Origin of the sequence: Pseudohalocynthiibacter aestuariivivens, assembly GCF_018457175.1 — a bacterium.
GTDB lineage: Bacteria > Pseudomonadota > Alphaproteobacteria > Rhodobacterales > Rhodobacteraceae > Pseudohalocynthiibacter > Pseudohalocynthiibacter aestuariivivens.
Genome location: NZ_JAGFNU010000005.1, coordinates 180,347 through 195,074, shown reverse-complemented (window position 1 = coordinate 195,074; position 14,728 = coordinate 180,347). Strand labels below are relative to the sequence as shown.

The 14,728-nt window shown below is 53.0% G+C and carries 13 protein-coding genes; 11 read left to right on the top strand and 2 right to left on the bottom strand.

Annotated elements, in window-relative coordinates; translation table 11 throughout:
* Window positions 1-182: 182 nt before the first annotated feature.
* The gene (locus J4E70_RS09765; protein WP_213888921.1) at window positions 183-1,874 is read right to left on the bottom strand and encodes a thiamine pyrophosphate-binding protein; all 1,692 of its coding nucleotides are present in this window, start codon (window positions 1,872-1,874) and stop codon (window positions 183-185) included.
* Window positions 1,875-2,065: 191 nt separating this feature from the next.
* Here J4E70_RS09765 and J4E70_RS09760 point away from each other — a divergent pair, with 191 nt between their 5' ends.
* The 8 genes from J4E70_RS09760 (at window position 2,066) to J4E70_RS09725 (ending at window position 9,815) form a co-directional block, all read left to right on the top strand.
* Window positions 2,066-2,764: a GntR family transcriptional regulator gene (locus tag J4E70_RS09760; protein WP_213888919.1), complete on the top strand. Its 699-nt coding sequence runs from the start codon at window positions 2,066-2,068 to the stop codon at window positions 2,762-2,764.
* Window positions 2,765-2,789: 25 nt separating this feature from the next.
* Complete coding sequence (locus J4E70_RS09755; RefSeq protein WP_213888917.1) at window positions 2,790-3,548, top strand: aspartate/glutamate racemase family protein; 759 nt, start codon at window positions 2,790-2,792, stop codon at window positions 3,546-3,548.
* A 149-nt stretch (window positions 3,549-3,697) separates the two neighbouring features.
* Window positions 3,698-4,627, top strand: coding sequence for a lipid A-modifier LpxR family protein (locus J4E70_RS09750; RefSeq protein ID WP_213888916.1), 930 nt, complete (start codon window positions 3,698-3,700; stop codon window positions 4,625-4,627).
* Between the two features lie 118 nt (window positions 4,628-4,745).
* Complete coding sequence (locus J4E70_RS09745) at window positions 4,746-5,810, top strand: Hint domain-containing protein (protein WP_213888914.1); 1,065 nt, start codon at window positions 4,746-4,748, stop codon at window positions 5,808-5,810.
* A gap of 182 nt (window positions 5,811-5,992) precedes the next feature.
* Complete coding sequence (gene rpsD / locus J4E70_RS09740) at window positions 5,993-6,613, top strand: 30S ribosomal protein S4 (protein WP_213888913.1); 621 nt, start codon at window positions 5,993-5,995, stop codon at window positions 6,611-6,613.
* A gap of 228 nt (window positions 6,614-6,841) precedes the next feature.
* Complete coding sequence (hisC, locus tag J4E70_RS09735; RefSeq protein WP_213888912.1) at window positions 6,842-7,930, top strand: histidinol-phosphate transaminase; 1,089 nt, start codon at window positions 6,842-6,844, stop codon at window positions 7,928-7,930.
* Entirely contained in the window at window positions 7,927-8,844 is a 918-nt protein-coding gene (locus tag J4E70_RS09730; protein ID WP_213888911.1) for a prephenate/arogenate dehydrogenase family protein, read from the top strand. The genes hisC and J4E70_RS09730 overlap by 4 nt, the downstream gene beginning before the upstream one ends.
* Complete coding sequence (locus tag J4E70_RS09725) at window positions 8,841-9,815, top strand: extensin-like domain-containing protein (protein ID WP_213888910.1); 975 nt, start codon at window positions 8,841-8,843, stop codon at window positions 9,813-9,815. Before J4E70_RS09730 ends, J4E70_RS09725 begins: the two co-directional genes overlap by 4 nt.
* On the opposite strand, the gene J4E70_RS09720 is transcribed toward J4E70_RS09725, so the two are convergent.
* Complete coding sequence (locus J4E70_RS09720) at window positions 9,812-10,795, bottom strand: DUF2125 domain-containing protein (protein ID WP_213888909.1); 984 nt, start codon at window positions 10,793-10,795, stop codon at window positions 9,812-9,814. The two genes, J4E70_RS09725 and J4E70_RS09720, sit on opposite strands and share 4 nt — an antisense overlap.
* A 64-nt stretch (window positions 10,796-10,859) precedes the next feature.
* Between J4E70_RS09720 and J4E70_RS09715 the strand changes: the two genes are divergently transcribed.
* The 3 genes from J4E70_RS09715 (at window position 10,860) to J4E70_RS09705 (ending at window position 14,668) form a co-directional block, all read left to right on the top strand.
* Entirely contained in the window at window positions 10,860-11,399 is a 540-nt protein-coding gene (locus J4E70_RS09715; protein ID WP_213888908.1) for a gamma-glutamylcyclotransferase, read from the top strand.
* 83 nt (window positions 11,400-11,482) lie between these two features.
* Window positions 11,483-12,676 carry a biopolymer transporter ExbB gene (locus J4E70_RS09710; protein ID WP_213889096.1) on the top strand — a complete coding sequence of 398 codons (1,194 nt, stop codon included), beginning with the start codon at window positions 11,483-11,485 and terminating at the stop codon, window positions 12,674-12,676.
* 3 nt (window positions 12,677-12,679) lie between these two features.
* Window positions 12,680-14,668, top strand: a complete 1,989-nt coding sequence (locus J4E70_RS09705) for a peptidoglycan -binding protein (protein WP_213888907.1) — start codon at window positions 12,680-12,682, stop codon at window positions 14,666-14,668.
* Window positions 14,669-14,728: the final 60 nt, after the last annotated feature.

Genomic DNA, 14,728 nt, shown 5'->3' with positions numbered 1-14,728 from the left:
GACTTGGTTTCTTAGTCCGGACCTTCCGTAAAACAGGCAGCAAGGTCCAGATTCGCACATTTAGCTGTGCTTAAATACTCGCGCAGTCGACCCCTTTTAGACCCACCGGTCAAGACTTTACGGTATTTGTTTCTTTCGTTCTGAAATCAGACGACTGCGGTTTCTCCCTAAATAAATTACGTTTAGCCCATCCAGCGACGGACGGGGGCGTTCGATTCTTCAAGCGGTTGACAGATAACATCTATCAAGGTTGGGCCGTCGTGGTTGATTGCCTCTTTCATCACACGCTCAAGGTCTTCGGGGTTTTCGACGCGCCATGATTTTACACCATACGCCGAAGCAATTGCAGCGTGGTCAGTGCGGTTGAAGTCAACGTTGTAGTAACGCGCGTCTTTGTCAGCGAACTGGCTGGCCTTGATCCAACCAAAGTTGGAATTTGAGAATACGATATACGTAATAGGGGCGCGGCAACGCGAGACGGTTTCAAGCTCGCCACATGTAAAGCCGAACGATCCGTCCCCCATCATCGCGACAACCTTTGATGTCGGGCGTCCAAACCAGGCGCCCAAAGCGGCGGACAAAGAATACCCAAGCGCGCCATGTGCCCGGTTGGTTATAAAGTGACGGCCGGCTTTGGGTAGTTGATAGTAGGCAGAGAAATAGGGGCAACTTGTGCCGGGGTCCGAAAGCACTGTTGCGTCTTCCGGTAGGGTTTTCATCATCGCATCAATAACACGTTCGGGCCGCATGGGTGTTTCGTTTGATTGGGCAAGCTGGTCAAATATTTCAAACTTACGTTTTTTTATGTCTGCGATTGCAGCAGTACCACCAAAAGTTGCAGTACCCTGATCGCGTGTATCAAGCACTGCGTTAACTTCGGCCAAAGAAAGCCTAAGGTCGCCGACCACACCGACTTCGGTCTGGTAGTTCGCACCGATCACCATCGGGTCATTGTCAAAATGGACGATCCGGGTGCCAGCGGCTGGTGCCTCCCATCGGGACGTTGTGGTAGAGCCTGCCCGGCATCCCATGAACACGACAAGATCAGCCGCTTCCATCAGTTCCCAGGTCTGATCCGTCCCACCGTTCGAGCCGACAACGCCAAGGCACTGAGGGTTGGTTTCCGCCAGTGAGCCCTGGCCAGAAATAGAGGTGGCAACGGGAATGTCGAGGCGTGTTGCAAGGCGATGAAGTTCTTCCATCGCACGAGCAATCACAACGCCACCGCCGCATATGATGAGTGGTTTTTTGGCTGACAATATCGCATCTGCTGCGGCCTCGGTCGCACCGGGTTCCGGCCCCGTCGGATACGCCGGGTAGGTGCTGAGCTTTGGGTCAGCCCAGATGTCACCCGGATCAACGGCGTCATACTGAATGTCATACGGCAGGCCGAGATGGGCAGAGCCGGAACGGCCAGTCGTCATTGCCCTGAATGCAGATCGCACCATACGGGGAATGTGCTGAGATTGCTTGATGACCGTGTTCCACTTCGTCAGCGGTCTCATCAACGCATCCTGGTCGACTTCTGTCAGGGGGTATTTCCCATAGGAGGCAACTGAAATATCGGTGGTAACTCCAAGAACGGCATAAGAACTTTCGTTCGCTTCGATCAGCCCAGGCAAAATATAGGTTGCGCCGCCACCTGACGGACCCTCGGCAACCCCAACGCGCCCGGTCACACGGGAATAGGCATCAGCCATATAGGTTGCACAGCGTTCGTCCCGCGTCAGAACATGGGTGATCTTGTGATCGAGCCGATGCATCGCATCATAAAACGGCAGTGTTGTATCACCGCAGAGGCCGAAAATGTGCTGAACACCATGTGCCTCCAGCATGCGTACCATTGCTTCTGCGCCATTCGGTTTGTTCGTCAAAGGTCACCTGTCCGTTCCAAAGCTTCAAGATCACCACAGGCGGAAGTTAAGGATCCGTCCGTCGAAAACCGTGTTCCTAAAATTGTATACAGCAATAAATGCAAAAGTGAAGACAAAAATCTTGCGACAACTTGCAAGGCCAGATATGCGTAGGAAATAACCAATTGCTGGTTTGAGAGAGCGAGTCTGAAATGGCAAAGCAGGAAAGTAGCGTCGAACGTGTTTATGAACGCCTGCGTAAAATGGCGGTCAATTTTGAGTTCAAGCCTGAAGAACGGTTGAACGAAAGCGCGCTTTCTGTCGAGTTGGCCGCAAGCCGCACGCCTCTCCGCGAAGCGTTGAACCGTCTTGTCGCCGAAGGCTTGTTAACCTTCCAGAATGGCAGGGGCTTCTTTTGCCGTGCGCTAAGCCCATCGCGCATACAAGAGCTTTATGAAGCGCGCGCGGCTGTTGAAACGGAGGCGGTGATCCGAGCGATTGAACGGGCAACTGATGAAGAAATTCAAGCGGTGGTCAACTATCTTGATCAGACGGAAGACACGTATGACACTTGCGAAGATCTATCAGAGCTTTTGAAGATGGATGAGGCCTTTCACATGCGTCTGGCTGAACTTTCCAACAATGGAGAGCTTTTGAGGCTTCTTGAAAATCTGAACAGTCGCATTCGGTATGTGCGGCTGATCAATTTGCAATTGCTAAGATTAGGGAACCAGAGTCTGGTTGCCGATGGTGCAAAGCTGTCTGCACATCGGACGATCATAGAGGCAGTGTCGCGGCGCAACAAAACAGCAGCCGTGAACGCATTGCGTGGCCACATTGAGCGTCGCCGCGAAGAAACGACCGAAGCGGTACGCATCGCATATTCACAACTTTACGTTCCCTCGCATTAGGCGAAACATGTTTAGGAGAAAGCCAATGTCTGTCGAATACGGTGGTAAAACCATATACGGCGCGAATATCGGAATCCTGATGCTGGAAACCCAGTTTCCACGCATTTTTGGCGATATCGCCAATGCGGCTACATGGCCGTTCCCTGTCCAGTACCGGATCGTGCGTGGCGCTACGCCGGATAACGTGGTTCGCAAGGACCCAATCCTGTTGGTGGATGGATTTATTGCCGCGGCAAAAGACCTTGTAGCACACGGATGTGACGGGTTGACGACGAACTGCGGGTTTCTTGCACTGATCCAGGATAAGATTTCCGAGGCTGTTCCGGTGCCTGTCGCGACATCATCTTTGATGCAGATCCCCGTTGTTCAACAATTGCTGCCAAAGTCCAAACGGGTTGGCGTAATAACCATCTCAAAGGCAAACCTCACAGGGGCGCATCTCAAAGCAGCAGGCGCGCCGCTTGATACCCCAATTGTCGGAACGGACAACGGACGCGCCTTCACGCACGGAATTCTGGACGATCAGCCCAGTATTAATTTTGAGGAGTGCCGCCTTGATTTGCTGGATGCTGCACGGGAGTTGATGACAAAACATGATGACATTGGGGCAATCGTTTTGGAGTGTACCAACATGACGCCCTATGCAGCAGATATTCGCAAGTTGACGAGTTTGCCTGTTTATTCGATCTACAGTTTTGTGAACTGGTTTCATCAAGGGCTTGTTCCGGATCGCTTCGACTTAACGCTGGATGATCCAACACTAAACCTGAACGGTGGTGAATAACGTTCTGGCGCGGGCAGTTTTATCTCTTAAGTAAGCCCGTCGTATTGTTTTTTTGCGTGCGAGCAAGTTGCGGGCTTGCGCAAGTTTCGTTGACGGTGCACAACTCAAAAGAATGCTGCCCGGGGGGGCAATTCGAACTGGAAGTATTGATGCGAACGACCCTCGCCGGAATTTTTTGTGCGTTTTTTCTTTCTGCTTTACCTGTGAATGCGCAGGATTCTACTGTCGTTCCGCTTGAGCGCGAGACGCTTGGATATGGGCGTCTTTTCACCAACGATTTTCTTGGAGACGGTGAAGACCGTTGGCGTACCGGCTCTTATGCAATGAGCCGAATCCGGGGCTATCAATGGGATGGCGAAAGACCCGAAGCATTTAGTGACCTACTGGAGTTTCGACTTAGGGCCGAGATTCTGGCTCCTGACAATCTGGTAACACCTGCAGCCGGTGACCGCAGATATGCGGGCGCATTGTCATTGGGGATGCACACGCATTTTCAACGCGGCCAAACCGAAATGAGCCTTGGTGCTGATTTGGTTGTGACAGGTCCACAGACAGGTTTGGGCGCGTTTCAACGCGAAGCGCACAAACTGCTTGATGTGGATGTTCCAACTGTCTTGGGGAACCAGATCGCCGATGGCTTTCACCCGGGGGTAACCTATGAGGCAGGGCGGCCGTTTCGTCTTTCTGAAACGGCCATGGTTCGTCCGTTTGTTGAGATGCAGGTTGGCGCCGAAGATCTGGTTCGCATCGGCGCAGATATGATTATCGGGCGTTTTGGTCAGCGTGACCTTTTCGTGCGCGATGTCTCATCAGGTCAGCTTTATAGTGCTGTCCGGCAGGGAGACCAAGGTACGAGTTTTGTCGTGGGCGGGGACATCGCAAAAGTGGATAGCTCGATCTACTTGCCGGATGCCAATGGTTACGTTCTCACAGACTCCCGCGACCGGCTTCGTGCCGGCGTTCACTGGCAAGGAGAGCGTACAGGCGTTTTCTACGGTCTGACGTGGCTTGGCCGCGAATTTGAGGCGCAGAATGACAGTCAGATCGTTGGCTCGATCAATCTGAGATTAAATTTTTGAGTCCAATTGGACACAGGATGATCCGGTAGAGACGAGCGGGCGATCGTCCCCCTTTCCAGACTGATTCGTTCCTGTTACCTTCTTGGTAATAAAAAAATAAAAGAGCAGGCATTCAGGCATGATGACGGGCTTTCAGGGCACGTTTGTAATCTCCTGGCAGCAGACAGAAGTTGATGGTCAAAAGGCCACAACGACAGACGAGTTAACCATCGGCGCGACGTGGCGCTGGAGTGGACGACCAGTTCGAGTGGATGGCTCGAGCGACGTTTTATGTCTGGGTATGGCCAATGGAGAGGCAGACTTAAGGAAACGGGCAGCACGTGTTGTCCGCAGGTTGGTAGGCGTCGCGCTGGAACCTACCCAAAACATCAATTCTATTGATATAGACGACCCGCTTTTTGAAAGCAGCTTTGTCGTCACTGATGGCAGACGCGTTTTTACAGTTACGATCATTGATGTTACGAAAGATACACCACCATTGTTGATGATGCTGGATGAGTTGCCACCAACAGACACTGACCTTTGGATTGTTCATCGCATCATGAGCGATCACACGGTGAATTTAGACGAACGTTCGAAAGACGGGGTGATTTGCTTCACACCCGGAACCTGGCTTCGCACCCCTGATGGCCCCAGGCTGATCGAAGACCTGGCCGAAGGCGATAGGGTTTGCACAAAAGACAGCGGTGATCAGGAGATTTGCTGGATAGGACAGCGCCGGATGTCTGGCGCGCGCCTGCACGCACTTCCACATCTGCGGCCCATTCGTATACGTGCCGGTGCTCTTTTGGGCGGTGAGCCTGATCAGGACCTGATCGTTTCGCCCGATCATCGCATTCTGATCAAGGGAAACGAAGCGCAAATCCTGTTCAACACGCCCGAAGTATTGGTAGCTGCTAAAGATCTATTGAATGACCGCACGATATTGATTGATCATAACGCCCGGGAAATTACCTACATTCACCTTTTATTGGACTCGCACGAAATCGTCTGGGCAAATGGTGTTGAGACCGAGAGCTTCCATCCGGCCAACACCTCATTGAGTTCTGTAGAAGAAGAGCAGCGTGCGCGCATGTTGCATAGGTTCCCCGATATCGCGGATGACCCAAACAACTATGGTGGTTTTGCGCGCCGTAACTTATCTGATTCAGAAGCGGCAATCTTAAGGTATAAGGTTGCCTGAAAAGATGGTGTTTGCCATTGACTCTGAGCTGACAGCCCCCTAAACCCCGCTTCGTTCCCGGTCAGCGATGGCCGGGGCATTTATTTGGTGTTGGTGGCCCCCGTAAGGGGATGCCTGTCGGTCAAACCGTTAAGGGGGAGACAAAGGACAACGCCCTTCATACGACTAGAAGGATATCAGCCGTGACGAAACGCACCGCTGCCAAGCATAAACTCGACCGCCGGATGGGTGAAAACATCTGGGGTCGTCCGAAATCTCCGGTTAACCGTCGTGAATATGGCCCCGGCCAGCACGGTCAGCGCCGTAAAGGCAAACTGTCCGACTTTGGCATTCAGCTGCGCGCAAAGCAAAAGCTGAAGGGTTACTATGGCGATCTGACTGAAAAACAATTCCGCCGCATCTACTCTGAAGCCGAGCGCCTGAAAGGCGACACGGGTGAAAACCTGATCGGTTTGCTGGAGCGCCGTCTCGATGCGATTGTGTACCGCGCTAAATTCGTCGCCACAATTTTCGCAGCACGTCAATTCGTGAACCACGGGCATGTCCGTGTGAATGGCCAAAAGGTCAACATCCCTTCATACCTTGTAAAAGAGGGTGACGTTATCGAAGTGCGTGACCGCTCTAAGCAACTCGCGGTTCTGCTGGAAGCCACTCAACTGGCTGAGCGCGACGTGCCTGATTACCTCGATGCAGACCATTCCAAAATGATCGCAACATTCGTGCGGACACCAGGCCTTGGCGATGTGCCATATCCAGTAATGATGGAACCAAATCTCGTCGTGGAATTTTACGCGAAGAACTAATCTTCGCCACACCGAATTCAGAAAGCCGCGCCGGGAAACCGACGCGGCTTTTTTCGTTCAATGTGTTCGGGCAAGTCTATGGGTTCACGAGATGAGCAGAAGATTTTTTAGGCACGGTGGCCGAAAAGAAGAATTACCACAGTCGTTTGGCGCCCGCACAGAAGTTTGTCATTTTGTGTAGTAAAGGCAGTCGCCACCGAATAGAAAAGCCCGAGCAGGAGATTTCAGATGACGACAGAGATTCAGCCACAACCCGGGATTATGGAGATTTCGCTCTACCAGGGAGGCAAGGCCAACATCGAAGGTGCAAGCAGAGTCATTAAGCTTTCATCTAACGAAAATCCGTTTGGCCCGTCTGAGAAAGCGATAGAAGCTTACCGCCGTGCCGCACATGAATTGCACCGCTATCCCCCAACGGATCATCGATCATTGCGTGAAGCAATCGGCGCCGTTCACGGGCTGGATCCTGATAAGATAATTTGTGGCGTCGGTTCCGACGAAATTATCACATTCCTCTGTCAGGCATATGCCGGACAAGGGGATGAGGTAATCTTCACGGAACATGGCTTTTCAATGTATCGTATCTCCGCACTTGCCGCCGGTGCAACACCTATCGAAGTACCTGAACGCGAGCGCGTCGCGGACGTTGAATCAATCCTTGCTGCGTGCAACGAGAAGACAAGGCTTGTCTTTATTGCCAACCCCAACAATCCGACTGGTACAATGATTGGTGGGAATGATGTTGCACGCCTTGCAGCCGGGCTTCCGCCTCAGGCTTTGCTGGTGCTGGACGGAGCCTATGCAGAATACGTCGAAGGTTTCGACGGCGGGGCTGCGTTGGTTGAAGCGCGCGAAAATGTCTTTATGACGCGGACCTTTTCAAAACTTTACGGTCTTGGCGGATTACGGATCGGCTGGGGATATGGCCCAAAGGAAATCATTGACGTTCTCAACCGTATTCGAGGCCCCTTTAACCTTTCACAACCGCAACTGGATGCCGCAGAAGCGGCATTGAAAGATCGGGCGTATGTTGAAAAGTGTCGCACAGAAAACACCCGTATGCGGGCGTGGTTGGCAGAAGCGCTGGCTGAGCTGGGCGTGCCGTCAGACACGTCTTGCGCGAACTTCATTCTTGCCCGGTTTGCGGATCAGGCCGAAGCAGAAGCATGTGATGATTACCTGCAATCACAGGGGCTTCTCGTACGGCGTGTTGCCGGGTACAATTTGCCAAATTGCCTGCGGATAACCGTAGGAGACGAGGCATCCTGCCGTCGGGTTGCACATGCGGTGGCGGGTTTCAAGGCGTTGGAAAAATGAGCCAGATTTATGATCGGGTTGCCCTGATAGGGCTCGGGCTTATAGCATCATCAATGTTCTGGGCGATGAAGCGGGGTGGCTTGGCCGGCGAGGTTACGGGCTACGCGCGCTCTGAAGAGACGCGTGCGACTGCGCGTGAAATTGGATTGTGTGATCGCGTCTGCGAAAGCGCAGCAGAGGCAGTGGAGGGTGCGGATCTTGTCGTGCTCTGTGTACCTATCGGTGCAATGGAAGCTGTTACTGTCGAGATAGCACCGCATTTGGCAAAAGGCGCAACCGTCAGCGATGTCGGGTCCGTGAAACGTGCGGTTATAGAAGCTGTTAAACCCCATTTACCAAAAGATGTTCATTTTGTTCCGGCGCATCCCTTGGCCGGAACGGAGCATTCCGGGCCGAAGTCCGGTTTTGCAGAGCTTTTCGAAAACCGCTGGTGTTTGTTGGTACCAGAAGGCGCAGATACCAAAGCTGTTGCGCGGTTAAGAAAGCTTTGGGAAGCGATGGGGGCCAATGTTGATGAAATGGAGGCCGATCATCATGATTTAGTGCTTGCTGTTACGAGCCACGCACCGCACCTGATTGCATACACGATGGTGGGTGTTGCGGATGATCTGCGCCGCGTCACAGACAGCGAAATCATTAAATACTCCGCAGCCGGTTTTCGCGATTTTACCCGCATTGCGGCAAGTGACCCGACAATGTGGCGTGACGTATTTCTGACAAATAAAGATGCAACATTGGAAATTCTGGGGCGCTTCACAGAAGAACTCTTTGCGCTGCAGCGTGCCATCCGAACGGGGGATGGCGATCATCTGTTTGACTATTTTACCCACACACGGGCGATCCGGCGTGGTATTATTGAGGCAGGGCAAGACACGGACGCCCCCGATTTTGGGCGAGGAGCAGCGAAGGAATGAGAAAAGGCGCAACCGCTTTAGTGCTTGTATTGGCTGGTCTTTGGACCACATCTGCAGCATTAGCGAACGCACCGGAACGTTCTTTACGCCCTTCAGCACGTGCTGTTACCAGCCAATTAATCTTGCCACGAGAAACAACCGTTCCGGTCTATTACAACGCATCTATCCGTCCAATACCGCGCCCTTCAGCAGGTTTGACTGGTTCGAGTGAATCAGCACAGTATATTGTCCGCGCTGCCAGTCTGCCCATGATTGCCGTGCGTATCGCAAGCTCTGTTCCGGGTGTTGCACGCTCGCTCCGGCCTGTTGCACGACCTAGGGACATTGCAGTTCTTGCACGAAACCAGTCGCAAAGCCCTGTTCGGGTTGCGTCCTCTGAACCAGCAGAAACAGCGCCCCGGCGTGAAACACGACGCGACCGGCGTCAACGCACGCGTCAGACACGTCAGGGATCAGTTTGCGGAGACCGCAGCATACGGGGGCAGGAAATCTCGTCTATTCGTGGTCGACTGCGTGGATGCGGGGTTTCGAGCCCAGTCCGGATTACTGAAATTGATGGTGTCAGCCTCACTCAGCCAGCAACAATCAATTGCGAAACGGCACGCGCATTGAAAACCTGGATTAACAATGGTGTGCGTCCTGCGGTCGGCAGGCTTGGAGGAGGCGTTTCCAGTTTGCGGGTAATTGCGCATTATTCGTGTCGCACGCGCAACAACCAACCCGGTGCGCGAGTATCTGAACATGGCAGGGGTAAGGCCGTTGATATCGCTGCTATTAACCTTAACAATGGCAGCTCGCTGACGGTTTTAACAGGTTGGCGGGATCGCACCCAAAGACGTGTGCTGCGCAGAATACACAGTTCCGCGTGTGGTCCGTTTGGAACAGTGCTTGGTCCTGATGCAGATCGCCATCACCGGGATCATTTTCATCTCGACACGGCAAGACACAGGGGCGGGTCTTACTGCCGCTAGCGCAGACGTGGGGCTGTCCCAAAAGAAAGCGGCCCAAAATAGAAAACCTGGTTTTCGAAGGTGAGCGGAATATCAAGCGTTGCCACCCCGGCAACATCTTTTGAGAGCGGTGCCAGTGCGCCTTCCCATGCGGGCTCGACCAGCCCAAGCTTTACAAGAAGCTGAAAAACCTCACGCCAGTTTGCTGCATGAAGATCAAGCGTTCCTTCCGCATATCCCAGATCGTCGGCTTTGAGCGTTCCGCTCAGGCTAAGCTCCATGTCACCCCAATCAAATCGAATGGTTTTAATCGCAACATCAGTCACCTCAGGTGGCTGGCTACCGTCCGATATACGGCCAATAGCGGCTGTTAAGCCAAACGTTGCATCGGCGGTTAGCCCATCGACTAGATTTGGATACTTACTCGTTGGGTCAAGGATATTGCTCAAGGTCTCTGGTAGTTTCAGCATTGAAAGCCGCAGCGACACATCATGCGCGAAGGGACGGGCAGTTGTCTGGCGGGATGCAAAAAAAACGCGCTCCACCTCAAATTGGTCGGTGCCTTCCGGGACAATGGTCAGCTTATCGATTGAATATCTAACTCGATCTATCGCTAGGCTGGTATTGGGTTCGAAAACAACGCTGCCGCGCATATCTTCGGAGGTGATATCAAGTGCAATGCCGGGCAAAATTAAACGTTGTTCATTGGGCCAGGAAGCGATGATGTGGTTTGGTTTGTAGCTTAGCGCAAAAAGGTGAAAGAACGGTGCCTGCCATGTGATGCCGCTTGCTGCGTGCGAAAAAGAAACGTTCTCAATTGTGGTATCAAACCGGTTTGGGAAACCGCGCGTTTCCAAGGCGCTGTACTCAGCAGCAAGGCCGTTCTTAGGTGCCTCTGCCAACCACGTGACAAGACCTTTTTCGACAGCAGTCGATCCGACAAACCAATAACCACCCCAAAGCGATGCAGCGGTCACGACAATGATACTTAGCAGTCGCATTATCACCCCTTCCATGATCTTGCGCCTTGGTGTTTATAGGCGTAAAAAGGAAAGGGCCAGACCAATGGCAGATGCGTCCCTTTGGGTCTTTGGATATGGTTCACTGATGTGGAACCCGGGTTTTCCGTTTGCGGAGCGCCAGATTGCGACTTTGTCGGATTTTCACAGGTGTTTTTGTATGCGGTCCATCCACCATCGAGGAACAGAACAAGAGCCGGGTTTGGTGCTCGCACTTGATCGGGCTGTAGGGGCAAGCTGCGATGGGCTGGCCTTTTGCGTCGCACCCGAACATGCAGACGAAACCTTGGCTGGGTTGCGAGAGCGGGAATTGATTTCTTCTGCATATCTTGAGGCAGAACTTGAAATCAAACTCCGAGATGGTCGATTGGTGACTTCGATCACTTACATTGTTGATCCGGACCACGTTCAATACTGCGGTGGGTTGCCGCTGGAAGAACAGGCCGGGATTATTGCCAAAGCTGTCGGGGGTAGGGGGCCAAATAACGAGTACCTGTTTAACACCGCAGCACATCTGGAAGAACTGGGCATCCGTGATCCAGACCTTTCATGGTTGTCTGGTCATGTCCGGGCATTGTCCGGTTAATCAAATAAGATTGAAGGTTGGCGAATGCTGCGCGACCCCCTATTCTGCCCGAAACAACAACAGCGTCAGGACATGTCCAAATGATGGGCCACCCAGATCGCGAGGCCGAGCCGTACTTTACACAACCAGTGCGTCAGATAATGACGATGCTGATCGTTTTAGGGTTGGTGGGTCTTGGAGCCTATGTGGCCTTTCCTAAGGTCGCCCCAGTCTTTTTAGCAAATCCGTATCTGAATGGATTTATTCTGTTTGTTTTTGTGATCGGGGTTTTCGCCTGTTTTTGGCAGGTTGCTCAGCTTGTATCTTCAGTAGGCTGGATTGAAGGCTTTGCCGCACAAAGACTTGGCCATGAAATGACCAAAGCGCCGCGGTTGCTTGCGTCTTTAGCGGGGCTGTTACGCTCGCGTGGCACAAGGGTGCAAATCAGCTCTTCATCCAGCGCTTCGATTCTGGATTCAGTAGCGACCCGAATAGACGAAGCCCGGGACATCACGCGCTACATCGTTAATCTTCTGATATTCCTTGGTCTGTTGGGTACCTTTTATGGCCTTGCAACGACTGTTCCGGCACTTGTGGAAACCATCAAATCCCTTGCCCCGCAAGATAGTGAAGGCGGGATCGAAGTTTTTGGCCGCCTTATGAGCGGCCTTGAGGCCCAGCTTGGTGGCATGGGCACTGCTTTTGCATCGTCTTTGTTGGGGCTGGCAGGATCCCTGGTTGTCGGGCTGCTGGAATTGTTTGCAGGCCACGGGCAAAACCGTTTTTACCGCGAACTGGAAGAATGGCTTTCGACAATCACACGGGTCGGCTTTTCCACGGGTGAAACCGAAGGTAGCGGTGAACACGGGCAGGTCGCTGTGGTGCTCGACGAAATGTCCAGACAGATGGAGGCCATGCAAGAGATGTTCGGCCAGTCCGATGCGAGCCGCACCTCTCTGGATGAACAACTTGGAAAACTGGTCAAATCGGTTGAGAAGATGGCCGAAACAGCTGGAAAAGGGCAATCCGGCACAGAAACTGTGATACAAGCGCTTGGACAGGTTGCTGAAGGGCAAGCCAGGCTCATCAATACAATAGAAGCTTCATTGGAAGAAGGTGGCGGTGCCCATGTTGATGCTGAAAGCCGCATGCGTCTACGGTCTATTGATGTGCAACTGTTGCGTATCCTGGAAGAGATTTCTGCGGGCAGGCAGGAATCAACTGCTGAGCTGCGCGGGGAACTGGCACAACTAAACCGAACAATCCGAGAGTTATCGACAGAACAGGAACAAGGATAAGTCATGGCGCTAAGTCGTCGAACAGGAAACAGGTTGCAGGCCTCTATCTGGCCGGGCTTTGTTGACGCGATGACTGCGCTGCTGTTGGTGCTTATGTTTGTTTTGACCATTTTCATGGTCGTCCAGTTTGTGCTGCGTGAAACGATCACCGGGCAAGAGTCGGAACTTGATCAACTGACAGAACAGATAATGAGTCTGGCTGATGCGCTGGGGCTCGAACAAAACCGCGCACGTGAACTTCAGTCTGAAGTGACGCGTTTAGGGGCTTCGCTGGAAGGTGCGCAAAACACAGCCGAAGTTCAGGCAGCACTTATCGCGACATTGCAGTCGCAGACTGCATTTCAAACCGAAGAGCTTGCAGCAGAACGTGCGCGCATCACCAGCTTTGAAGCACAGGTCGCAACCTTGCTGGCAGAACGCGACAATGCACTAGAGCGGGGTGATGTACTTTCTGTCGCCGTTGAAGAACTGGAAGCCGCGCGTGCAGAACTGATTAGCGATCAGGAAGCGCTGCAACTGGCACTGGCGCGGGCACGTGATGAAATAGATGTGCAGGTTGAAACGGCCCGCTTAGCAGCCGCCCGGCGCGAGGCTCTGGATGCGCTGATTGCCGATATGCGCCAGCGAAATGCTGAGGCTGGTCAGAAAAATACAGACCTGCAGGCACAACTTGAAACTGCGCAATCGGAGCTTAGCGACGCAGAGCGTTTGCGCCTGACTGAAGCCGCAGCAGCAGAAGCGCTACGCGAAAGACTGCAAAACGCAGATAGCGAGTTGACGGCAATGACGCTTGCTTTGGAAGAGCAACGTAAAAAGGCGGAAGATACGCTGACCCTTCTTGCGGCCGCCCAAGCCGCGCGTGAAGATTTGAGCGTAAGGCTCGCTGCGGCCTTGACGACAGGACAGGAAGCGACCGAGGCGCGAGACGCTTTTCAAACGCAATTGGCTGCAGCCCTGCTTGCGAAAAACAATACAGAAGAAAACCTGGCTGTAGCTGAACAAGCGCTAGAAGCGATGATCGCAGAGGTCGCAGCACTGGGTGACGTTGCTGCAACCAAAGAGGAGATTGAGGCGCAGCTTGTAGCAGCGCTTGCCGCCCAAATGGCTGCTGAACAAGCCGCCGAACGCGCCTTTGCAAGTGCTGATGAGCGTGATGCCGTTCTGGCCGAGGCACTTGCGGCGAAACTGGCAGCAGAAGAAAGAGAAGCAGAAGCGCTGACCAGCGCTGAAGAACACGCCCTTCTTTTGCAAACAGCAAACCGCGAGTTGGAAAAACAGGAAGCACAGTCAGCTGAAAGCCAGCGCCGTATGGCATTGCTCAGTGAACAGGTTGCAGCATTGCGCTCACAGCTTGGGTCTTTGCAAGCTATTCTAGACGAAGCCGCGGCAAAAGATGTAGCTGCAAATGTTCAGATTGAAGCGCTTGGATCACAGTTGAACACGGCCCTCGCGCAAGTTGCAGCTGAAGAACGCCGAAGACGTGAACTGGAAGAAGCGGAACGCAAGCGTCTGGAAGAACGGGCGCTGGACTTGGAGCGCTACAGGTCAGAGTTTTTTGGCCAGTTACGTGATGTTTTGGGCGAACAAGAAGGTGTCAGGATTGAGGGTGACAGGTTTGTTTTCTCTTCCGAAGTTCTGTTTGCGCCCGGCGCAGTTGATCTATCAGAAGAAGGTCGCGGTGAAATCGCGAAAGTCGCCCGGATATTGCAAGAAGTTGTCGATGACATTCCACCCCAACTTGACTGGGTCATTCGTGTAGATGGTCATACGGACGATGTTCCATTGATCAGCACCGGGAAGTACCAGGATAATTGGGAGCTTAGTCAAGGTCGGGCGTTGTCGGTGGTTCGATATATGATTGAAGAACTTGGAATACAGCCAGATCGGCTAGCCGCTGCGGGTTTCGGGCAGTTCCACCCAATCAATCCAGAACCAACGCGCGAGGCCCGTGCGCAGAACCGTCGTATTGAGCTTAAGTTTACAGAGAAATAGGGAATGCGGCGGTTTGGTTGCAAACAAAATCTCCCGCAACGTTGAACGCAGCGGGAGATC